The organism is Pseudomonas sp. AC211 (assembly GCF_979258055.1).
In genome coordinates this window covers 3,149,220-3,170,608 of record NZ_OZ409830.1, presented here as the reverse complement: position 1 = coordinate 3,170,608, position 21,389 = coordinate 3,149,220, and the positions used below count along the sequence as shown (strand labels likewise).

20 protein-coding genes and 3 pseudogenes are annotated in these 21,389 nt (G+C 60.3%); 10 read left to right on the top strand and 13 right to left on the bottom strand.

Translation table 11 applies throughout. The annotated features are described in order from the left end of the window. Positions 1–6: 6 nt before the first annotated feature. Both ACZZZP_RS14895 and ACZZZP_RS14890 read left to right on the top strand, forming a co-directional pair. Positions 7–936, top strand: coding sequence for an alpha/beta fold hydrolase (locus ACZZZP_RS14895; protein WP_463383252.1), 930 nt, complete (start codon positions 7–9; stop codon positions 934–936). A 276-nt stretch (positions 937–1,212) separates the two neighbouring features. Further along, positions 1,213–1,482 (top strand): hypothetical protein, encoded by a 270-nt coding sequence (locus tag ACZZZP_RS14890; protein WP_206000595.1) that lies wholly within the window; start codon positions 1,213–1,215, stop codon positions 1,480–1,482. A 142-nt stretch (positions 1,483–1,624) separates the two neighbouring features. On the opposite strand, the gene ACZZZP_RS14885 is transcribed toward ACZZZP_RS14890, so the two are convergent. After that, the gene (locus ACZZZP_RS14885) at positions 1,625–2,506 is read right to left on the bottom strand and encodes an alpha/beta fold hydrolase (RefSeq protein WP_463383251.1); all 882 of its coding nucleotides are present in this window, start codon (positions 2,504–2,506) and stop codon (positions 1,625–1,627) included. Positions 2,507–2,685: 179 nt separating this feature from the next. Here ACZZZP_RS14885 and ACZZZP_RS14880 point away from each other — a divergent pair, with 179 nt between their 5' ends. Next, complete coding sequence (locus ACZZZP_RS14880; RefSeq protein WP_463383250.1) at positions 2,686–3,225, top strand: DUF3833 domain-containing protein; 540 nt, start codon at positions 2,686–2,688, stop codon at positions 3,223–3,225. Here the strand turns inward: ACZZZP_RS14880 and ACZZZP_RS14875 are convergent. Genes ACZZZP_RS14875 through ACZZZP_RS14860 form a run of 4 tightly spaced genes read right to left on the bottom strand, consistent with a single transcriptional unit; the run spans position 3,222 to position 6,048 of the window. Beyond that, positions 3,222–3,950 (bottom strand): amino acid ABC transporter ATP-binding protein, encoded by a 729-nt coding sequence (locus ACZZZP_RS14875; RefSeq protein ID WP_463383249.1) that lies wholly within the window; start codon positions 3,948–3,950, stop codon positions 3,222–3,224. The genes ACZZZP_RS14880 and ACZZZP_RS14875 overlap by 4 nt on opposite strands. Beyond that, positions 3,937–4,587 carry an amino acid ABC transporter permease gene (locus tag ACZZZP_RS14870; RefSeq protein ID WP_206000607.1) on the bottom strand — a complete coding sequence of 217 codons (651 nt, stop codon included), beginning with the start codon at positions 4,585–4,587 and terminating at the stop codon, positions 3,937–3,939. Before ACZZZP_RS14870 ends, ACZZZP_RS14875 begins: the two co-directional genes overlap by 14 nt. Further along, positions 4,584–5,249, bottom strand: a complete 666-nt coding sequence (locus ACZZZP_RS14865) for an amino acid ABC transporter permease (protein WP_463383248.1) — start codon at positions 5,247–5,249, stop codon at positions 4,584–4,586. The genes ACZZZP_RS14870 and ACZZZP_RS14865 overlap by 4 nt, the downstream gene beginning before the upstream one ends. Positions 5,250–5,262: 13 nt before the next feature. Then, complete coding sequence (locus tag ACZZZP_RS14860; protein WP_463383247.1) at positions 5,263–6,048, bottom strand: transporter substrate-binding domain-containing protein; 786 nt, start codon at positions 6,046–6,048, stop codon at positions 5,263–5,265. 272 nt (positions 6,049–6,320) lie between these two features. Here ACZZZP_RS14860 and ACZZZP_RS14855 point away from each other — a divergent pair, with 272 nt between their 5' ends. Continuing rightward, positions 6,321–7,025: a FadR/GntR family transcriptional regulator gene (locus ACZZZP_RS14855; RefSeq protein ID WP_463383246.1), complete on the top strand. Its 705-nt coding sequence runs from the start codon at positions 6,321–6,323 to the stop codon at positions 7,023–7,025. 287 nt (positions 7,026–7,312) lie between these two features. On the opposite strand, the gene ACZZZP_RS14850 is transcribed toward ACZZZP_RS14855, so the two are convergent. After that, entirely contained in the window at positions 7,313–8,224 is a 912-nt protein-coding gene (locus ACZZZP_RS14850; RefSeq protein WP_463383245.1) for an ADP-ribosylglycohydrolase family protein, read from the bottom strand. 385 nt (positions 8,225–8,609) lie between these two features. Here ACZZZP_RS14850 and ACZZZP_RS14845 point away from each other — a divergent pair, with 385 nt between their 5' ends. Continuing rightward, the gene (locus ACZZZP_RS14845; protein ID WP_463383244.1) at positions 8,610–9,146 is read left to right on the top strand and encodes a hypothetical protein; all 537 of its coding nucleotides are present in this window, start codon (positions 8,610–8,612) and stop codon (positions 9,144–9,146) included. A gap of 328 nt (positions 9,147–9,474) precedes the next feature. On the opposite strand, the gene ACZZZP_RS14840 is transcribed toward ACZZZP_RS14845, so the two are convergent. After that, entirely contained in the window at positions 9,475–9,804 is a 330-nt protein-coding gene (locus ACZZZP_RS14840; RefSeq protein ID WP_122493588.1) for a DHCW motif cupin fold protein, read from the bottom strand. A 140-nt stretch (positions 9,805–9,944) separates the two neighbouring features. Further along, on the bottom strand, positions 9,945–10,331 hold the full coding sequence (locus ACZZZP_RS14835) for a GFA family protein (RefSeq protein WP_463383243.1): 387 nt from the start codon (positions 10,329–10,331) through the stop codon (positions 9,945–9,947). A gap of 200 nt (positions 10,332–10,531) precedes the next feature. Here ACZZZP_RS14835 and ACZZZP_RS14830 point away from each other — a divergent pair, with 200 nt between their 5' ends. Both ACZZZP_RS14830 and ACZZZP_RS14825 read left to right on the top strand, forming a co-directional pair. Continuing rightward, positions 10,532–11,854, top strand: a complete 1,323-nt coding sequence (locus tag ACZZZP_RS14830) for a HipA domain-containing protein (protein ID WP_463536647.1) — start codon at positions 10,532–10,534, stop codon at positions 11,852–11,854. Continuing rightward, positions 11,851–12,219 carry a helix-turn-helix domain-containing protein gene (locus ACZZZP_RS14825; RefSeq protein ID WP_241000559.1) on the top strand — a complete coding sequence of 123 codons (369 nt, stop codon included), beginning with the start codon at positions 11,851–11,853 and terminating at the stop codon, positions 12,217–12,219. The genes ACZZZP_RS14830 and ACZZZP_RS14825 overlap by 4 nt, the downstream gene beginning before the upstream one ends. A 24-nt stretch (positions 12,220–12,243) precedes the next feature. On the opposite strand, the pseudogene ACZZZP_RS14820 reads toward ACZZZP_RS14825, so the two are convergent. Together ACZZZP_RS14820 and ACZZZP_RS14815 are read right to left on the bottom strand one after the other, a co-directional pair. Then, a pseudogene (locus ACZZZP_RS14820) lies at positions 12,244–13,145 on the bottom strand (DUF2950 domain-containing protein). Positions 13,146–13,158: 13 nt separating this feature from the next. Beyond that, positions 13,159–14,414, bottom strand: a pseudogene (locus ACZZZP_RS14815) (DUF3300 domain-containing protein). Between the two features lie 482 nt (positions 14,415–14,896). Here ACZZZP_RS14815 and ACZZZP_RS14810 point away from each other — a divergent pair. Both ACZZZP_RS14810 and ACZZZP_RS14805 read left to right on the top strand, forming a co-directional pair. Further along, entirely contained in the window at positions 14,897–15,478 is a 582-nt protein-coding gene (locus ACZZZP_RS14810) for a hypothetical protein (RefSeq protein WP_463536646.1), read from the top strand. A 1,273-nt stretch (positions 15,479–16,751) separates the two neighbouring features. Next, complete coding sequence (locus ACZZZP_RS14805) at positions 16,752–17,372, top strand: LysE family translocator (protein ID WP_122494810.1); 621 nt, start codon at positions 16,752–16,754, stop codon at positions 17,370–17,372. Here the strand turns inward: ACZZZP_RS14805 and ACZZZP_RS14800 are convergent. Both ACZZZP_RS14800 and ACZZZP_RS14795 read right to left on the bottom strand, forming a co-directional pair. After that, positions 17,359–17,745, bottom strand: coding sequence for a MerR family transcriptional regulator (locus ACZZZP_RS14800; protein ID WP_463383240.1), 387 nt, complete (start codon positions 17,743–17,745; stop codon positions 17,359–17,361). The genes ACZZZP_RS14805 and ACZZZP_RS14800 overlap by 14 nt on opposite strands. A gap of 43 nt (positions 17,746–17,788) precedes the next feature. After that, positions 17,789–18,208 carry a carboxymuconolactone decarboxylase family protein gene (locus tag ACZZZP_RS14795; RefSeq protein WP_463384726.1) on the bottom strand — a complete coding sequence of 140 codons (420 nt, stop codon included), beginning with the start codon at positions 18,206–18,208 and terminating at the stop codon, positions 17,789–17,791. A 310-nt stretch (positions 18,209–18,518) separates the two neighbouring features. Here ACZZZP_RS14795 and estP point away from each other — a divergent pair. Beyond that, a pseudogene (gene estP / locus ACZZZP_RS14790) lies at positions 18,519–20,445 on the top strand (esterase EstP). A 70-nt stretch (positions 20,446–20,515) separates the two neighbouring features. On the opposite strand, the gene ACZZZP_RS14785 reads toward estP, so the two are convergent. Then, on the bottom strand, positions 20,516–21,385 hold the full coding sequence (locus ACZZZP_RS14785; protein WP_463383238.1) for a LysR family transcriptional regulator: 870 nt from the start codon (positions 21,383–21,385) through the stop codon (positions 20,516–20,518). Positions 21,386–21,389: the final 4 nt, after the last annotated feature.

The following is a 21,389-nucleotide window of genomic DNA, read 5'->3' as shown; positions in this document are numbered from 1 at the left end:
ACTGTAATGAGCAAAATCACCCACGCACTTCTGGCCGTTAGCGCAGCGTTCGCCACCTTGGCCGCCGACTTCACCCTGGCAGACAGCACGCCAACCCGTGGCAACAGCTACATCACCACTCGCGACGGCGTGCAGCTGTATTACAAAGATTGGGGCCCCAAAGACGGCCAGATCGTCACCTTCAGCCACGGCTGGCCGCTGAATTCCGACAGTTGGGAATCGCAAATGCTGTTCTTGGCCGACAAAGGCTACCGCGTGATTGCCCACGACCGTCGCGGCCATGGTCGCTCCAGCCAGCCGTGGGAAGGCAACGACATGGACCACTACGCCGACGACCTCGCGACTGTGATTGAAACGCTCGATCTCAAAGACGTGACCCTGGTTGGGTTTTCTACCGGTGGTGGCGAGGTGGCGCGCTACATCGGTCGGCACGGCACCAAACGGGTGAAGAAAGCGGCCCTGATCAGCGCTGTTCCGCCGCTGATGCTGAAAACCGCAGACAACCCAGGCGGCTTGCCAATGGAGGTGTTCGACGGTCTGCGCAAAGCGTCGCTGGAAAACCGTTCGCAGCTGTACCGCGACATCGCCAGCGGCCCGTTCTTTGGCTTCAACCGCGAAGGCGCAAAACCGTCGCAAGGGCTGATCGACTCGTTCTGGGCGCAGGGTATGCAAGCCGGTCACAAGAACACCTACGACTCCATCGCGGCGTTCTCGGCCACCGACTTCCGGGCGGACCTGGCCAAGTTCGATGTGCCGACCCTGATCGTTCACGGTGATGCCGACCAGATCGTACCGATCCATGCTTCCGCCCACGCCGCTGCCAAGCTGATCAAGAACGCCACACTGATCGTGTACCCCGGCGCCCCTCATGGTCTGGCCGACACGCACAAAGACCGTCTGAACCAGGATTTGCTGGCCTTCCTGCAACGAAAGTAACAACAGCGCCTCGCGAAAGCGGGGCTTTTACCAGGCTAGCCGCTCTGCAACGCGGCTTTCGGAGCCCCGCCTCACTCACGTGACGCGGGGTTTTTGCGTATGAAAAGTCTTCTTGCTGGCGTTAATCGTCGTAAATAGTCGAGTAATAGCGCTTAAGTTTTTACTGAACTGTTGACCTTTGACCTGTCTATGCCATGAGATACGCACGCTGGCCAGGCGAACCCAGACGATTCGCTTAAATGAAGGTGGCTTTGACAGCCCGGAGTAGTGCAACACATGCAACTGACTGAAAACGAAATGCGCCGCGCCCTTGGATTGGAGCCGGTGGTTACTCCAGTCAAGGAAGACGTGAAGAAGAAGAGAGTGGAGCTTCCCCACACGCTGATCACCTACAGCGTGCGAAAAGCCAGCGGCGGGCCGGCTTTTAAATACCAACACAAATCGCGTTCCATCAGCACCGACATCGCCAAGCTTGAAGCCGAGCAAGAAATCAAACGGCAAGGGCTGGTGGTATGGGCGTTGCTGGATGTGGAACAGTTTTCGTAGCGTCGGAACGATCAGCACCATTGCCGTTTTCAGGCCCGGCCAATCGCGGCTAAAGCCGCTCCCACAAAAGTAACTACGACTTCATCTTTCTGTGGGAGCGGCTTTAGCCGCGATTCCCGCAAACGCTATCAATCCCCCTGACTTACACCCGACAAATTCCCTGAATAATCTGCGGCCACAGCGGCTCGGGCAGGTCGTGGGCCATGTCGGGGATCAACTGCAACCGCGCCCCAGGTATCGCCCGTGCAATCGCGCGGCCGCAGGCAGGGCGCACCAGTTTGTCGGCCAGGCCATGAATCACCAGCGTCGGCGCCTGCACGCGTTTGCAATACGGTCGCAAATCGCCGCTACCCAGCACCGCCGCGAATTGCCGGGCGGTGGCTTTGAAGTCAGCGCCACGGGTGATTTGCAGGCGAATCAAGGCATTCAGCTCCGCCTCCGGCATCGGATACGCCGCGCTCCCCATCGTGCGAATCAGGTCGCGCTGGCGCTGCACAATCACGTCCTCGCTGGCGCCCACAGGCGGTGTCGACATTAGTTTGAAAAACACGCTCGGCGCTGGTGGCGGTAGCAAGGGTTGGTTGGTCGAGGAAAACAGAATGGTCAGCGCGCGCACTTTGTCGGGATATTTGCCGGCGAAGACCTGCGCAATCATGCCGCCCATCGAAGCACCGACAATGTGCGCGGTGGGCACCTCCAACGCGGCCATCAGCTGCGCCACGTCGTCAGCCATGTCTTCGAGCGAATAGGGCGTCGGCGACCGTAAGCCCAACTGCGCGCGGGCGAACAGTTTCCACTGCGCGGTGGTGTAGGGCTTGTTCACGCGGCTCGACAAGCCGACATCGCGGTTATCAAAGCGAATCACCCGGAAGCCGCAATCGACCAGGCGCTGGCAAAAGCCATCGGGCCACAACACCAACTGCGCCCCCAAGCCCATGATCAACACCAGCGGCGGCGCGGCGCTGTCGCCCCAATCTTCATATGCCAGGTCAACGTCGTTGCAGTGGGCAATGCCGGTACGCATGGGGGGCCTTAAATGCACGGTTCGAAGGGCCACACCATGCATGAATTGGCGGGGCAATTTCCAGCGGTGGCGCTGGCAAGCAAAAACCTATGCAAAAAATGAAATTTGTATAAGTATTCGAGCTGTTCCCGTTGCCGCCAAACCGGCCTTTCCCAGAAAAAACCATGAGGACGTCGACCATGCGTGTCGCACTACTAATGCTGTGCTGCCTGTTGTTCAGTGGTTGTGGTGGCGTGGGCGTTGAGCACTACGCCCAAGAACGCCCTCAGCTCGACTTGCCCGGCTACTTCTCCCAGCCCGTCCAGGCGTGGGGCATTTTCCAGAATCGCTCGGGAGAAGTGGTGAAGCGCTTCACCGTCAACATCAGCAGCCGTCGCGACGGTGAAAAGTTGATTCTTGACGAGCGTTTCCTCTACAGCGACGGCACCCGCCAACAACGCGTTTGGACTCTGGTGCCAACCGGCGACGGCCACTGGCGCGGCACCGCTGGTGATGTGGTTGGCGAAGCCGAGGGCGAGATCGCCGGCAACGCCTTGCGCTGGCGCTACAAGCTGAACCTGGACGTGGACGGCTCCACCTGGGTGGTCGACTTTGACGACTGGATGTACCTCATGGACCCGGACACCCTTATCAACCGCTCCAGCATGAGCAAGCTCGGCGTCGAGCTGGGCCAGGTGACCCTGTTCTTCCGCCGAGGCGCGCCGCTCGCGCAGGACTAACCGATACTCCCAATAAAATTCGCCAGCTCCGGGGTTCCTGGCGCCTGGAACAGCTCCTTGGGCGCGCCCACTTCGTGCACGCGCCCTTGGTGCATAAACACCAGCTTGTCTCCCACCTCGCGGGCAAAACGCATTTCGTGGGTGACCATAATCAGCGTCATGCCTTCCTTGGCCAGTTCGCGCACCACGCTCAGCACCTCGTTGACCAATTCCGGATCGAGCGCCGAGGTGATCTCGTCGCACAGCAGCACGCGCGGCGACATGGCCAAGGCGCGAGCGATGGCCACGCGCTGTTGCTGACCGCCGGACAGCTGCTCGGGAAAGGCATTGAATTTATCCGCCAGGCCCACGCGCTCGAGCATTTTTTCCGCGAGCCGGCGCGATTCAGCGCGGTCGGTTTTCTTTACCACCTGCGGCGCGAGCATCACGTTTTCGCCGACGCTCAGGTGCGGGAACAGATTGAATTGTTGAAACACCATGCCCACTTTTTGCCGCAGTGCGCGCAGGTCCGAGCGCTGGGCGTCGAGGTATTGGCCGTCCACTTCAATCACGCCATCGTTAATCGACTCCAAACCATTGAGCGCGCGCAGCAGCGTGCTTTTGCCCGAGCCGCTGCGTCCGATGATGGCCACCACTTCACCTTCCTCTACCTTGAGGTCGACGCCCTTGAGCACGTGATTTGAACCGTAATACTTGTGCAGGCCCGTAATACTAAGCAGCGACATGCAACCTCCTTTCTAGGTAGCGGGCGCCCATAGAGAGCGGGAAACACAGCAGGAAATAGCCGAGGGCGATCAGCGAATAAACCAGGAAAGGTTCGAAGGTGGCATTGGCGATCATGCTGCCGGTCTTGGTCAGCTCGGTAAAACCGATGATCGAGGTCACCGCGGTGCCTTTAACCACCTGAACCGAAAAACCCACCGTTGGCGCCACGGCAATGCGCAGCGCTTGCGGCAAAATCACATAGCGCAGTTGTTCCAATCGATTCAGCGCCAGGCTCGCCGACGCCTCCCATTGGCCCTTGGTGACCGACTCGACGCAGCCTCGCCAGATTTCGGCGAGGTACGCGCTGGTGAACAACGTCAGCGCCACGGCAGCGGCCAGCCAGGCCGACACATCCACGCCCAGCAAGGCGATGCCGAAGAACACCAGAAACAGTTGCATCAACAACGGCGTGCCCTGGAACAACTCGATGTAACCGCGCGCCAGAACACGCAGCGCGGTCAGTTGCGAGATGCGCGCAAGCATCACCAGCAGCCCGGCCACGCCGCCACACACAAAGGCCACCAGCGACAGCAGCACCGTCCATTGCAGCCCGGTTAGCAGGTTGCGGATGATGTCCCAAAGGGTGAAATCCATCAGCGTCTCCCCACAATCACGTGGCGGCCCACCAGGTTCAGCAACTGGCGCAGGGCGATGGCCATGCACAGGTAGAGCAGGGTGGTCAGTAGGTAGGTTTCGAACGCGCGGAAGTTGCGCGACTGAATAAAGTTGGCGGCGAACGACAACTCCTCGGTGGCGATTTGCGAACACACCGCCGAGCCGAGCATCACGATAATGATTTGGCTCGACAGCGCCGGCCACACCTTGGCCAACGCCGGGCGCAACACCACATGGCGGAAGATTTCATAGCGCGTCATCGCCAACGCCGACGCCGCTTCGATCTGCCCGGCCGGAATAGCCTGGATACCGGCGCGGATAATTTCCGTGGAGTAGGCGCCCAGGTTGATCACCATCGCCAGCGACGCTGCTTGCCACTCCGTCATGCGCACGCCGAGCGAGGGCAGCCCGAAAAAGATAAAGAACAGCTGAACAATGAACGGCGTGTTGCGGATCAGCTCCACATAGGCGCTGAACAACCAATTGAACGGGCGCACCTGCCAGGCGCGCATTACCGCGCCCAGTACGCCGATGCCCACTCCGGCGAACATGCCGATGGCCGTCAGCTCCAGGGTGAACAACGCGCCCTTGAGCAGCTGATCGCTATGGGCCAACACCGCCGCGAAATCAAATGAATAAGCCATCGGCTGCGGCCGCTCAGAGGTCAACGGGCAGCGGTTGTTTCAGCCACTTTTCAGCAATGCCATTGAGGCTGCCGTCGGCCTTGGCGGCGGTCAGAATGCCGTTCACTTTTTCCAGCAGCGCCGGTTGCTCTTTGGCCAGGCCGACGTACACGGGCGAGTCTTTCAACTTCAGTTTCAGCACCGGCACTTTCTTCGGATTCTTTTCAGCAATGGCGCTCATCACCACGCTGCCGCTGGCAATCAAATCGACCTGGCCGGACAGGTAGGCGGCGATGGTCGAGTTGTTGTCTTCGAAACGTTTGATCGTCGTTCCTTCCGGCGCCACGGCGCTCAGCTCCATGTCTTCAATGGCACCGCGGGTCACGCTGATGGTTTTGCCCTTGAGCGCATCGGTGCTGGCGATGTCGGCTTCAGCCGGGCCGAACACTGCCAGGTAAAACGGCGCATAAGCCTTGGAGAAATCGATGACCTTTTCGCGCTCCGGGTTCTTGCCCAGGCTGGAGATCACCAAGTCCACTTTGCCGGTGGTGAGAAAAGGAATGCGGTTGGTGCTGTTCACGGGCGTGAGGGCCAGCTTTACCCCGAGTTTGTCGGCAATCAGTTTCGCCGTGTCGATGTCCAGCCCGCGCGGCTGCATGTCTGGCCCCACCGAACCGAATGGCGGGAAGTCTTGCGGCACGGCCACCTTCAATGTGCCGCTGGCCTGGATGTCGGCGAGCGCATCGGCATTCGCCGCCGAGTGCATTAACGCGCCGCTGGCGAGAAGGGCAGAGAGCAGCAAATGACGAACTGTACGCATGGGAAAAACCTCGTGGCGTCGCAATAAAGTGTGCAAAGGCGATAGCACGGGACATGCCACTTTTGCCGAAACGAAGGGCAAATTGCCTTCGCTCGTTGCGAATCAAGGTCTTACTGGTCTGAACAGTTGGCGCTTCCTGATTGAGTCGACAAGATTTAATCGCACCCATGTAGGGCGCGGGTTTCAGCCAGGGTTCCAGGCTGGTGCGTGACTTGCCTGATGGATAAAAACCAGCGTAAAAAGCAGCAACTTCTTCTGACTGGTCTGAACAGATGGCCGATACAGCAGTGCGTGGCGCGGTGCCCGAACAGGCCCTTCAGGCCATTCAAAAACTGATTCGCGAGGGCGGCTATCAAGCTGGCGATGCCTTGCCCTCGCAACGCGATTTAGCTGAGCGTTTGGGCGTTAGTCGCGCATCGCTGCGGGAAGCGTTGTCGTCGTTGAGTGCGTTGGGCGTGGTCAGCGTGCAAGCGGGGAAGGGCGTGTATGTGCAAGCGACCCGAGCCGCCAATAGCCCGGCCGCCCGCGCGTTTTCCTGGCCCTACGCCGAGCAGGTTTCGGCCGCCGATACCTTCCAACTGCGCTACGTACTCGAAGGCTTCGCCGCCGGCCGCGCCGCCAGCACCCTGACCGCACTCGACATCGACGAGCTGCACGACAACGTCGAAGCGATGCGCCTGGAACTGCGCGCCGCCAACTTCGAAGCAGCCGCACGGTTGGACTTCGAATTCCACCGACGCCTGCTCCAAGCCAGCGGCAACCTGGCCATCGAACACATCATTAGCGCCAACGAAACCGTGTTCCTCGAAAGCCAAAAGCTGCCCTTCATTCGCCCTGAACGGGCCATGGAAACCTGGCAAGAACACCGAAAAATCCTTCGCCAACTCGCCCGCCACGCCAATCAACCTGCGCGCAAAGCCATGCAGGAACACATCCGCAATGCGGCGTCGCGCACGGGGATTATTTTTCCGATATGACGGGGGCGGCAGAAGGGGACTTTAGCGGCGTTTATGGGAACTTCGCCCGGTCGACAAACTGGATATCCTTGTCCTCACCAACGGCATTCACCGCATGCGAGCCGAGGGGCGGGGGGCGCCTCGAAAGCTGGGATCAGATGATCCTTCAATAGGCGATTTGCCTGGGGCTGTGATGATATGTGCCGGGGTCTCACCGGCGCAGGACGCGAAAAAAAGGGAGCAGACCATAGCTGAGGTTCCGTTCTGGCAAAAAGGCGGCGCCTGCAGGCCACATGTGCTTCACACCATTACCGCGAGCTTGCGTGTCGAAAGAGATCCATGGCGATATGCTCAATGTCCTCGCCCATGTGTAGCTTGGCTAACCACTTTTGCGCGATCCCGGACTTGCCGTAAAACGCACCTGCCAACTGGCCCGTAATGGCGGCGGTTGTATCGGCATCATCGCCGAGGTTGGCCGCAGCAAGCACTGCAGTGTCGAAAGTGGACGTGGTGGCGAAACTCCACAGAGCGGCTTCCAGCGAATCGACGCAATATCCTGTGCCCCGAATTTGATCCCGCGTTTTGCTGAGGTATTCGCCAGCGGCGATTGCGTTGACTTTAGCTTCGGTAAACACAGTAGAAGAGGCTGCCAGGATGTGTTCTTTGGCGCAGCCAGCAAGTGCCTTGCCAATCATTTCTGCAAAAAGATGGCAACACTCGGTAGCTTGCGGGGCGGCATGGGTTGTGCGGGAGCTGTCGACCGCATAGCGAGCGACGTCGGCAGTTTTAGGGTGGAAAAACAGAACCACTGGAGCAAGCCGCATGAGTGAGCCGTTCCCGGCAGAGCCAGGGCGGGACGAACCGGAAAATCCGATGCCGTCCCGCTGAAAGCTTTCCAGCGCTTCCCGGACGGTGCCGCCGATATCAAAGCAAGTTCCCGTCGAACTCAGATAACCCCACTGCCACCAGTTGAGATAGCGGACCATCTGATCGTTTGCGTCGAAACCGCTTTTCGCCAGAAGGCTTTCCGCCAAGCACAGAGCCATTGAGGTGTCGTCAGTCCACTGTCCTGGTTTGAGCTTGAACGGGCCGCCTCCGATCATGTCTCTCAACGGCTCGAACGTACCGCGTGGACAGAATTCAACCGTTGTGCCGATTGCGTCACCGCAAGCAAGGCCCAGCAGGCTTCCTGCGTAGCGATCTGCGAGCGAAATGGTCATCTGATATCCCTGTCGTTGAACGCGGTTGTCTTGGGCAAGAAATGAGAGGGCGTTTGTTTTCAGCTACGCAAAATGTGTTCGCGTTTTTCCCTGCTTAGCGCCGCTATTCACTTCGTTCTGCAAAGGGCCAGCCACCCTTTTCAAGTAGGGTTCTGTTGTAGCTCAATCGTGACCAAGCACAAAGCAGTTCGTGAAATTCGCGATGCCAGCGGGTGACATGTGGCGGCTTGCCTTGGGCGTATTGCGCCCTTTAGTCTGGCGCGATTGAACCAGGGACGGACGGGCAACCTCGATGCGACAAGAACGGTGGCAGTGCCTTTACTGCGAGGCACAAAACAACCTGAATGCTGAAACATGTTCTACGTGCGGTAAGTCCTGTTACGAGGTGTCGGACGGCGACGCGCACGTTCAAAGACGGCTTTCCTCCTCGCGCCCCGCGACACCGCCAGCGAAGAACGGCCCTCAGAGCGCAGCAGACAAAGCGTATGAAGCCAAAATTCAGGCCCGGGCCCAGCGTGAAAAAGCGCGGGCGAAAGCGGCGCTGGATCCTCGGCGCAGAGACGGCTCCAATATCGTCAATTGGAAATTACTGCTGGGTTGTTTGGTGGCCGTGCCTGTCTGCAGTTACCTCACGTTAGACACGTTGATCAGCGACCACGTTGTCGGCGGCATTTGCAGCAAAGGCCGCTGCACGCACTGGGAAGTACAGGGCGTTACACCCATGCTGTTGCTGGCCCTGTCATGGCTTTCGGTCGCGATTGCAGCAGGGTCAATCGTGCTCGACCATATGGACCGCCGCGTACATAACGAAGTCATTTATTACCGCATTCGCGTCATAGGCATGACGTTGTATTTTGGCCTGCAGGCGGCATCCATGGTGGTAGGTGCCTGGTTAGGGCAGGTTACGTTTCTGCCGGATTAGCCACGGCTCGCTCTCAGGGTTCTAACGCATCGGTCGTACGTTTGATGTCGTCTGCGCATCCGCTGCCGGTAGCGACTTCTCATGAATTTTCTGTTTTGACGACCAAACTTTTCATCACCCCAGAAGGATCTGCCATGCGATGGCGGCGTTATTCGAATGTTCAATGTCGGCAACCAGCGGATTCTGGCCATCGTACGTTCGACGCGGCAAAGTACGGCCCAGCGCGTACCTTGAGTCGCGGAAAATAGTGGCACGGGATTTTTAACATCTCCAAGCGGGAGTCGTTTATCAACTGAGTGCCATTGATTCACGTGCTCCTGCTCAAGCCTCAATCCACAATAAACAACCTGGCGCCCGAGGCGGTCGACGACCGATGCGCCTCTGCATGGTCTGCCACCTGGTAGCTCATGCCGGCACTCAACGTAAACGTGCGGCCATCCTCAAGCTCAGTCTCAAGCTGCCCGTCCAGGCACAGCAAAATATGGCCCTTGTGGCACCAATGATCGGCCAGGTAGCCGGCGCTGTATTCAACCATTCGAACGCGAACGCTACCGAACTGGCAGGTGCGCCAGTAGGCCGTGCCGGTTTCGCCGGGATGAACGCTGGGTTCGATTTGGGACCAGTCGGTGGTGCCAAACGGGATGTCGGTGAGTTGCATAGGTGCTTCGCCTGTGGGAGGAAGGCGAAATCCTATCGGGGCGGCGAAGCGGGCAATAGATACAGATCCGGCTGATTACGCCAATACTCCGCAGCAGCGGCGCTTCGTGTTCCTGGCGCTTGGCGGGCGGCGACATATCGCTATTCGAACTGCGGCAAATCATCCTCAATCGCCCACCAGTTGGCTTTCGACCCGGTATGAAAATGCGCTTCGGGCTTAACCGAAACCGGCTCATTGATCAGCCCGACTCGAATGCGCAGCACGCCGGGCAGGCTGTCTCTTTTGCTGTAAATCGGCGAACCGCAGCGGCTACAAAAGGCGCGTTGTTTGCCGGGCGAGGACTCGAAAACGGTAATCAGCTCGGCGCCGCTCAGGAGATGAAAAGCAGTTGTGCTAACCGGCGTATTCGTCGCGAATGGTGTGCCCTGCGCTTTGCGGCACTGGGAGTAATGGCATACCTGAATAGGCTCCAGTTCGGAGTCAATGCTGAACTGGATGCCGTTGCATAAACAAGTGCCTGTGTACATCGGTGCCTCCGGATTAAGAGGGGGTAGCGAGCAGCTTAGGGCAGTGCGTTTAAATGCGCCAAATCGAAGGAATCAGCACAGTTAGCGCATTTTAATGCGTTAAATTTTGCGGAAACCGTTTAGCTGGCGCATTAAATTGCGCTATTTCGGTCTCGAGTCTATGCTTCGACGCATTATAATGCGCTGAAGTGGGTCTAATTATGGCCAAGCAACTCATTGTTCAACTCTTCGCTAAGGGTGCCTGGCAGGACGCCTATAGCCTGCGATTTGAGGATCCGCTGAATCCCCGTGAGGGAACCTGCATTGCGGGATACCTCACTGCGTTCTATGTCGACAACCTGGAGCAGGAAAACTCGTTCTTCGAGCATTCCGTAAGCGTGTTGCATAGGCTGGATTTGAACATCATTTCCTCGCAAGGCTATCCGCCTTTTCTGCTGGATATCATTCCAGCCGGCGCCGCGTTTCGTTCGCTGAAGAAGCGTTTTGCAACCCGAAAGCCGGATGACATTGCCATGGAACTGTTCCTCTTGGAACGGTGTACGCCCTCGCCGATTGGCCACATGCGAATCAAGCAGTCGCTTCCCTTCTTAGAGGAGGGGAAACCCATGGGTTTTGACCGCCAGGACGTTGCCGAGCGCAGCACCGACTTTCTCGAGTTCGCCTACGAACAAGGTGCAGCTATCGGCGGCGCGACGGGTGCGGGCGGTGAGGCACCGAAGCTATTGCTCGCAGAAAATCACCACGGCCAGATGTTCCCCGAGGCCACGCTACCGGCTGAGCAAACAAAGCGGCACTGGTTTGTGAAGTTCCCTAGAAACCGAGCGGCTGCTATCGACAAGGACATCCTGCGCGCCGAATACCAGTATTACCGCGCAGTCAGCGAAATCGGGATGAACACCATCTCGCTGGATGGGCTTGAGCTGATCGATGACGGCAAGCACAAGCCCAGCCTATGGATGCCGCGCTTTGATCGAGAGGTCACTGAGCAGGGCGTCGTGCGCCACCCCGTGGAGTCGATTTACTCGGTGTGCGGCGTTACTGAAAACGGTGCATTTCTCGGCCATGAATTTGTGTTGGGTCGGCTTGGCGAAATCTGGACGATGGCCGGGCAAACGGATGAGCTATTTGACTTGGCTGTTGAGTACATCGCGAGAGATTTGCTGAATCGCATACTTGGCAACTCGGACAATCATGGAAGAAACATGTCGATCATTCGGGCCGGCGGCAGGCTCCAGCTGGCGCCTATCTACGACCTGGCGCCAATGGTTCTCGACCCGGACGGGATTTCCAGAGTTCTAAAGTGGGAGCACGAAAAAGCAGGAGCGCCGGACTGGAGGCAGGCCTGCTATGGCTTGGCGGGCGAGGCCTACGGCGATCTGTGTTTCGACGCGCTACGTAGCAAAGCGCAGGCGTTTCGTGCGCTACCCGATCTGCTCGTGAACCTGCCCGACAGCGTTCGCAACGCGCAAAGCATCCCGCTCAATAATTTGGATATACGCCTTAAAGAATGGGGGTTGCTATGAAAGATATGCCTCTGGAAGAACGTAAGGCCTACATTCAGGCAGTGGCCGATGAGGTTGCTCAAGGCAAGTTGACGCTCGGCGGCGCGGTGAAGCGCCTGCGTGAGAATCTGCTCGGCCTGAACCAGGAACGCTTCGCCATGGCGTGCAAAATTTCCAAGCGCGCGCTGTCGCAGTTGGAGGTCGACAGCGGCAATCCAACGCTCGCAACGCTGGAAGCGGTATTCAGAAAATTTGGCTTGAAGATCAGCCTGGCCCACCTGGGGCCGCTGGAACTCACGGCGGCCGATGCCCTTAAAAACAAGAACGTTTTTGCCGAGGCAGCTGCCGCGCGGCCGCCGTTCAATTTCCCTAGCAAGCCGATGTAACGCCTGACCCGTTAGCGCCGGGTGTTAGGGGGCACTGGCGCCAGCCTCGGTCTCTTCCACTGCCTGCCAACTGCTATCGGGGTCGAAGCGGGTCATGGCTTGCGCGTGCTTGCCGCTGTCGGGGCCCAGGTCTTTTTCGAACACGGTGCCTTCGTGGCTGATCATAAAACTCATCACGCCGCTGTCGCCGTAAGTGACCGGCCAGGCGATGAGGGCGAAGCCGCGGCTCATGTTGGGGCCCAGTCGGTAGTCGTAGGCGCCGCCGGTGCCGATGGACCTTGTGCGATCAGGATGCGGTAGTGGTAGCCGTGCCAGCCGCCGTTGGGAAGCTCATCGCCGAACAGTTGGCCCAGTGGGCTGTCGGGTTCGCCGTTTTGTTCAGGCCAGTACAGGCCGTCGTGCTGACCCGCGCTGCTGACGAATTTCTGCGCGTATTCGAGCACGCCGTCGCCGTCGTGGTCCGCTTCGGCGTAGTCCACCTGCGCGTCGTGGTAAGCGCGTACGGCCTGTAGAACGGCTTCTTCATTGCGCCCGATCCGACGTTGGCGAATAAGCGGCACGCCGGCTTTGGTGTCGAAGCGCCAACCTTGTTTATCGTGAACCAGCGGCAGTGGCAATTCCCAGCCCTGTTCGCCAACCGCCAGCAGCGAGTAGCCCTGCGCCTGGCTGCGTATTTCATGCTTGGCGCGGTACAGGCTGAGAAACGCTTCGACGTCTTCTCGCTCCACGCCCACCAGTGGAATGTAGTGGCGCCAGTCATCGCCCAGCAGCGCGGCCAGGCGTTGCTCGTCTGCTCGCTCAGTGCCGAGCGCGGCAACAAACGCGTCGACAGCGGCTTGCGGGTTTTTGAACGGTTGCTGCGCGTGCGCCCACGAGGTCGTCAGTGCCAACACCGTGATCAGCGCAAAACGTAGGGCTGTATTCATGCCGGACTCCTTGTCAGCGCCGCCGGGCGCCACCGCGTGAAGAGGATGCCGCCGGGCGGCTGACAGGCTGGCCACTGGCACGCGCTGACGGGGGCGCCGGGCGGCGGCCTGGCTGGTTTGCCCGCGTTGTTGGTAGGCACGGTCGCGCTCGGGCGAACGCGCGCCGGCGAACGCGTTGTCGCGGGTGCTTCGGGTATCCGAGCGCTGTGTTTCACGGCGTGGCGTGGGGTCTGAAGTGCGCAGCGTGCGATCTGCGGTCTGGGCGCGGTCACGCGCCTGACGATTGGTGGTCGCCGGGGTTTCGAAACCGCGCTTCTCCAGGCTTTGCCGGGCACGGTCGCGCTCGGCGGCACGCGCTGTGTCGCGTCCGCGCAGGGCTTCGCGCTGTTCGCTGTTGGCCAGCCGTTTGCCGTATTGCTCGCGGCTGGCGCGGTCGCGGTAGGGCACGCCGTCACGGTGCACCGGGTCGTGCTTCCAGGTTTTGTCCTGAATGTTCAGCTGGCGGTTGTCGTTGATTGTGTTGTAGCGGTTTACGTCGATATCGATGTCGTTGTTGCCCCAGTCGCAATCGCCCCAGAGCGAATCGATGACGGCCACGCCCACGGCAAAACCGATGCCGGCTGCCACCGCGCCGCCCAGGTAATAACCAGGCGGCGGTGGGTAATACACCGGCGGGTAAGCGGGGTAGGGCCAGGTGCCGTACACCACAGTCGGATTGTAAGTGGGCACATAGACCACCTGCGGGTCGGCGGACTCGATCACGATAGTCTGGCTGCTCGATGCGTTGGCAGTGGTTGCCGGCTGCTCGCTGACCTTCTGTTTATCGTTGGAATTGAGGTTGCCGGCATCTTTGGCCTGCCGACGCAGGCGCTGTACCGACTCCATCACCGCGTCGGGCTGGGCCAAAAAGGCATCGCCAACTCGCTGGACCCACGCGGGGTCCTGTTCGAGCGTGGCCAGCAGCGCCGGGAATGCCACCAATGACTGCACGCTGGGGTCCCACGGTTGGCTCGCGACCTGGCGTACCGCATCGTCGCCTTTGGCCGCCGGGTTGGCCTTGGACCAGGCGGCCGCATCGGCGACATCGCCGGGGTAGGTGGCGGCCATCAACACCTGCGCGAGCAAAGCGTCGGGGTACAGGGCCAGCGGTGCGAGCATCTGATCCAACTCCTGCTCGGCGAACGCAGGCTCTGAGCTCCAGGCTGCACCGGGCTCGGCAGCCCAGAGGGAGAACTGTCCCGCAGACAACACGAGCAGTAACGACCACATCGAGATGCCGCGAAGGACATACATGACGATTCTCCTTGTGCCAGGCAGCACGGTCGGTGGCGCTTCGCTGGTGCCCTTCAAGGCTGCTGGTAGCGGCAATAGCGCAGCGTGTTCAGCAGTGGGCTAAATCGGTTCAGCACAGCTACGCGCACCGTGCCGCAAATAAGGCGTGTGGCGAACGCTGTTGAAAGCGGGGAGGGGCTGTCTTCATGGGGCCCGTGGCCATCACCGGTAGCGTTTGGCGATGAAAAAATTTTTCCAGCGAATGGCCAAAACTGTACCTAAGCTCCTTCGGACACGCGTCGGCGGCCGAGGGTAACTCGCCCTCAACCCACTCGCTGCCGGCACGTAAACAATCCTGATTCTGGAGCGGCCAACCTCTGGCGCCGGGCAATTTCAGGGCAAGCGAAAACAGGGTGGTTCACCCGCACGAAGGGTTCAGTTCAGTAGTCGGGCCTCGATTAAAAAAGGAGAGCAAATCGATGAAAGCCGCTTACAGATGGACCCAGATCGCAACCGTTTCCGCCTTGCTAATCGCCGGTATCACAACCGGCCACGCCGAGAATATTCCGCTGTCCGCCACCTTTGAACAGGGCCAGGTTGTGACCACCGTGGTGTCGGTGGATGCGGCCAACCATGTTGTCGTGCTGAAGGGCCCGGATGATCGACCCGTGACATTGCAACTCGGTGAGGACGCCAAGAACCTCGCCCAGTTGAAACCCGGCGACACGGTGAAAACGGTGGTCACCCGCTCAGTGGCCACGATGCTCGACACCGAAGTGGACAAAGCCCCCGGCAAGGCCTCAGAGCAAAACGCCGAGGTGCGTGCCGCCCAAGGTAATCCTCATCCGGGTGGCTACGCCTATCGCCAGGTTCAGGTGCAGCTGAAGATCAAACACATTGATGTCGAAAAGAACCAAGTCACCTTCGGAAGGCCCGCAGGCGCGCAGAAAGTGGTCGACGTGCTTGATCCGAAAAATCAGGCGCGGCTCAAAGACCTGAAAGTCGATCAGAGTGTCTGGGTCACCTACACCGATACCCTGGAAGTCACCACCCAGCGCTGACCGCCGTTACAGTTGCGTCGCCTTCGAGATTCTGGATCCCCGCGTGCGCGGGGATGACGGTGGGGTGTTGGAGTTACTCGTCATTCCCGCGAAGGCGGGAATCCAGAATCGCGAGTCCAGCGCGCCGCTCAAGTCCACACGCCGTCCTGTGGGAGCAGCTTTAGCCGCGATGCTGTTGATTCCGTGCGTTGCAGGAATCGCGGCTGAATCTTCGAGATTCTGGATCCCCCCGCGTGCGCGAGGATGACGGTGTGGTGTGGGAAACACTCGTCATTCCCGCGAAGGCGGGAATCCAGAATCGCGACTCCAGCGCGCCGCTCAAGTCCACACCCCGTCCTGTGAGAACGGCTTTAGCCGCGATGCTTTTGATCCGTGCGTTGCAGGCATCGCGGCTAAACCTTCGAAATTCTGGATCCCCGCGTGCGCGAGGATGACGGTGGGGTGTGGGAAACACTCGTCATTCCCGCGAAGGCGGGAATCCAGAATCGCGAGTCCAGCGCGCCGCTCAAGTCCACACGCCGTCCTGTGGGAGCAGCTTTAGCCGCGATGCTGTTGATTCCGTGCGTTGCAGGCATCGCGGCTAAATCTTCGAAATCCTGGATCCCCGCGTGCGCGGGGATGACGGTGTGGTGTTGGAATTACTCGTCATTCCCGCGAAGGCGGGAATCCAGAATCGCGACTCCAGCGCGCCGCTCAAGTCCACACGCCGTCCTGTGGGAGCAGCTCTAGCCGCGATGCTTTTGATCCGTGCGTTGCAGGAATCGCGGCTAAATCTTCGAGATTCTGGATCCCCGCGTGCGCGAGGATGACGGCGGGGGGTGGGAAACACTCGTCATTCCCGCGAAGGCGGGAATCCAGAATCGCGAGTCCAGCGCGCCGCTCAAGTCCACACCCCGTCCTGTGAGAACGGCTTTAGCCGCGATGCTTTTGATCCGTGCGTTGCAGGCATCGCGGCTAAATCTTCGAAATTCTGGATCCCCGCGTGCGCGAGGATGACGGTGTGGTGTGGGAAACACTCGTCATTCCCGCGAAGGCGGGAATCCAGAATCGCGAGTCCAGCGTGTCGCTCAAATCCACACGCCGTCCTGTGGGAGCGGCTTTAGCCGCGATGTTTTTGACCTCATGCTTTGCAGGAATCGCCGCGAAGTCTTCGAGACTCCGGATCCCCGCGTGCGCCAGGATGACGGTGGGGTATGGGAAACACTCGTCATCTACCGGCTTACCCATTCTGCTAACCTCGCCCAACCGTCCACCCCACCTACGACTGCCTCCCATGACCATCGCAGACAACCTTCTGGCCTTCACCTTTGCCGCCACGCTGTTGACCATCACGCCGGGCCTCGACACGGCGCTTATTCTTCGCACGGCCACCGTTGAAGGGAAGCAGCAGGGCTTTCGGGTGGCGCTGGGGATTAACCTCGGTTGCTTGCTGTGGGGCGCGGCGGTGGCGTTTGGGTTGGGGGCGTTGATTGCGTTGTCGGAGCTGGCCTTCAACGTGTTGAAGTATTGCGGCGCGGCGTATTTGGCGTGGCTGGGGCTGACCATGCTGTTGCGTCCACGGCGCTCGTTTGCGACAGCGGATACAAGCACCGATGCCCGAACCAATTGGTTGCTCAAGGGCATGATGGGCAACGTGTTGAACCCCAAGGTCGGGGTGTTTTATGTGTCGTTCCTGCCGCAGTTCATTCCGCAAGGCCAGCCGATGATCGCGTGGACCTTCGGCCTGGTCAGCATTCATGTGGTGCTGGGTTTGCTGTGGTCGACGGCGTTGATTACGGCGACGCAGTCGTTGGCGGTGTGGCTGCGCCGGGAGCACGTGGTGGCCTGGATGGACCGAGTGACCGGTGTGGTGTTCGTGCTGTTTGCCGTGCGCCTGGCGCTTAGTCGGCGGTAAGGGTTGCCCGCGCTTCAAGCGCCCGGTAGTGGGCGATTTTCTCTTGCAGTGCGGTCATCGCCTGTTGCATGGCCGCGATTTGCGCCTGTACCTCGATTAAATGGTTTTCCAGCATTTCACGGCGTTCGGGCACGGTGTTGTCCCCAGCGCTGCGCAGGGCGGCAAAGGTTTGCATCTTGCCGATGGGCATATGCGTAGTGCGCAGGCGTAGCAGGAATTCCAGCCACGCCATGTCGCTCGGCGCATACAGCCGTTGCCCGCCCGTCGCGCGGGCAACGGGCGCCAGCAGACCAATTTTTTCGTAGTAGCGCAGGGTGTAGGCGGTCAGGCCCGTGCGCTTGGCGACTTGCTCGATGGTGTGGTGTACATCCATAAGCGCGATCCTCGTTTTCGGTTTGGCAATGCGGCGGCGCCGCTTATTCAGGACTTGCCGCCGCGATGGTAATACCCCGTTTGGCAAACACTTCACGGGCGGCGCTGATGCCATTCAATGCGCTGGGAAAGCCTGCGTAAACCGCCATCTGAATAATGACTTCGACGATCTCTTGTGGCGTGCAGCCGACATTCAGCGCGCCTTCTATATGCACCTTCAGTTGCGGTTGCGCGTTGCCCATGGCGGTGAGAGCCGAGATGGTCGCCAGCTCGCGCGTGCACAGCGCAAGGCCGGGCCGCGAGAACACATCGCCATAGGCGAAATCGACAATCCAGGCGCCGAGTTCGGGCGAGATATCGCTTAGCGAATTCACCACCGTGTTGCCGGCAGCGCCGGTGATTTTTTCCAGGGTTTGGATGCCTTTCTCGCGCCGAGCGTCCAGTTCGCTGGCCTGCGCCGACATGCCGAGTGCAGACAACATAAGGCCGGTGGCGACGTTGAGTGTGGTTGATGCCATGACAGTGCTCCAGTGGTTAAACCGCGCAACGGCGAAGGCCGCTTTTGGCGGTGCAACACGGAGGCTATTGGTTAGAGCGCGCTCTAAGTCAAGGGTGAAAAAAACACGCCGTACGCCGTGGCGACGTCAGGCAAGTGGGGTGCCAACAATGGCATGAATGGGGCGCCATAAGCGTCGCGGGCAGTCCCTTGTCAGTGAAAAAAGTCGAGCTACAGTCGCCATGGATCCATCCAAATAACAAGAAAAAGGACCTTCAATGAAGCGTGTTTTAAACCCGCTCGCCGCAGCGTGTCTGCTGGCTGGCGCCGTCTCGTTTTCCCCCGCGCATGCCTCTCCCTATTCCGCCCTCATCGTCTTCGGCGACAGCCTGAGCGATGCCGGCCAATTTGCCGATCCCGGCGGTCCGGCCAATGCCACGTTGCGCTTTACCAACCGCACAGGTCCGACCTACCTGGCGGGAAATGGCGAAGAGATTGGCGCGTCTGCGCCCATGCTCCTCGGCGGGCGTCTTGGCATCGGTGGCCTCGGCCCTTCAACCTCGCCGGTGTATCAGGCCAATGGCTGGGTCGACGGCGATAACTGGGCAGTCGGCGGCTATACCACCAGCCAGATTTACAACTCAATCACTTCGGTCTCCGAGACCGTCATTCCACCGGGCGGCCCCGGCGCTGGGGGTAGTGCTCAGAAACCGTCCGGGCTACCTGGTGGACACGGGCTTTCGCGCCGACCGCAATGCCCTGTACTACATCACTGGCGGCGGCAACGATTTCCTCCAGGGGCAGGTAGTCAGCGCGGCGACTGCCCGTGCCGCGGCGGGTCGTCTGGTTGATAGCGTTGAGGCGCTGCAGCAGGCGGGCGCTCGCTACATCATGGTTTGGCTGCTGCCGGACGTGGGCAGAACCCCGGCCATTTCGGGTACGCCGTTGGCAGGCACTATTTCCCTGCTCGGCGGCACGTTCAACACGGAACTGGTGAGCCAACTGGCCGGCATCAATGCCGAAATCATTCCGCTGAACGTGCCGTTGAACCTTGCCGAAACGCTGGCCGATCCGGGGCGCTACGGCCTGGCTGTGGGTCAGAACCTGACCGGCACCTGCTTCGACAGCTGCGCGGTGCAAAACCCGATTTATGGCATTAACGGAACCAACCCCGATCCCACGAAGCTGCTTTACAACGACGGCGTTCACCCGACCGTCACCGGGCAACGGTTGATCGCCGACTACGCCTACTCGCTGCTGGCAGCGCCGTGGGAACTCAGCCTGTTGCCGGAGATGGCCCACGACGCATTGCGTTCGCACCAGGACCAATTGCGCGCGCAGTGGCAGGCCGATTGGCAGGCGTGGCAAGCGGTCGGCCAGTGGCGGTCCTTTGCCACGGCTGGCGGGCAACGGCAGAGCTATGACGTCTATGAAAGCGATGCCGACGGCGATGGCTACAACCTGAACGTCGGCGGCAGCTACCGACTTAATGATGCCTGGCGCGTTGGCCTGGCAGGCGGCTTTTACCAGCAAGACATGGAGGCCGGCGACGCCGATTCCGACTACGACCTGCGCAGCTACCTGGCCACCGGCTTTGCCCAGTATCAGCAAAATCGTTGGTGGGGCGAGTTGGCTGCCAGCGTCGGCTACCTGGACTTCAACGACATCAAGCGCCAGTTCAATCTTGGGCCGGCCACGCGCAGCGAGAAGGGCGATACCGATGGCGAGCTATGGGGCCTTAGCGGCCGAGTGGGCTACGACATTGCGCCAAGCGCAGACAGCCAGTGGCACCTGAGCCCCTTCGTCAGCGCCGACTACGCGCGGGTCGAGATGGACGGTTACGCCGAGAACAGCGTGAGCTCCACTGCGCTCAACATCGGCGACCAGAAGCGCGACTCCAAACGCCTGGGCGCCGGCGTGCAGGGTTTGTTTAACCTGAACGCGCAAACCCGGCTGTTCGGTGAAGTGGCGATGGAGCGCGAGTACGAGGACGATGCCACCGAAGTAGACATGGCCCTGCGCAGCCTGCCGACGCTCGGCTACACCCTGGAAGGCTACACGCCGGATGACAAAACCTGGCGCGCCAGCGTCGGCATCAGCCATTCGCTCGCCCCCGGTTTGTCACTGCGCGGTGCCTACAGCTACCGTGGCGCCGACGACAGTGACCAGCAGGGCATCAACCTGTCGCTGGCGTGGGATATCTGAGTCTGCTGCGGATTGCGGGTCAGCCGACGCGGATCAACCGCGCGCGGCTGACCTCGCTGCCAAGCCAGTGTCAGAGGTTGTCTGGCGACTGGCTGCCCAGCATTTCACTGGCCAAATCGGCCAGTGCACGCAAGCGATCCATTTGCCGCATATCGTGGTGATAACCCATCCAGATTTCCCGCGACGGCGGCGTCTCGCTCAGTTCGATGCGCCGCAACGTGGGCAACTGGTCGCCTAGCGAACGCGGCAGCACAGCCAGGCCCAAGCCGAGGGCGCACATCTGCGCTTGCACCGTGCGGCTGCTGCTGGTGAAGACGTTTTGCGCAGCGGGGAACATGCGCTGTAGCCATTGCACGTCCGGGTAATGCGCCTGGGCGGTGTTCATCAGAATCAGCTTGCAGCCGCTGCCATCTGCCGGCGGCATCGCCGTTGCCGAAGCGCTGGTGTAAAGGCCATACGGCATGGTCATCAGCCGACGCTGCACGATGTCCGGCTGGTCGAACGGCACGATGCGAAAGGCGATATCGGCTTCGCGGCGAGTCAGGTCGGACAGCCTGTGCCCGGCAAGCACTTCTGGCACCACAGCCGGATACCGCCGTACCAACTCCACCAACACCGGTGCCAGCACATAACCGGCAAACCAGTCGGCCGATGAGATGCGCAATAGGCCTTCGGGGTGTTCAGCGCTGCCGTCCACTCGGCGGGCAATGGCCAGTGCGCTGCGTTCCATTTCTTCGGCCAGGCACAGAATCCGGTCACCCATGTCCGTCGGCACCAGGCCTTCGGGTGTGCGTCGGAAAAATGGCTGCCCGCTGGCCTGCTCCAGGGCTTGCAGGCGTCTGCCCACGGTCGGGTGACTGACCCCCAGTTGCTTGGCCGCCGCGCCCAGCGAGCCCGCCCTGGCAATGGCCAGAAAAAACCGCACGTCATCCCATTCCACGCTG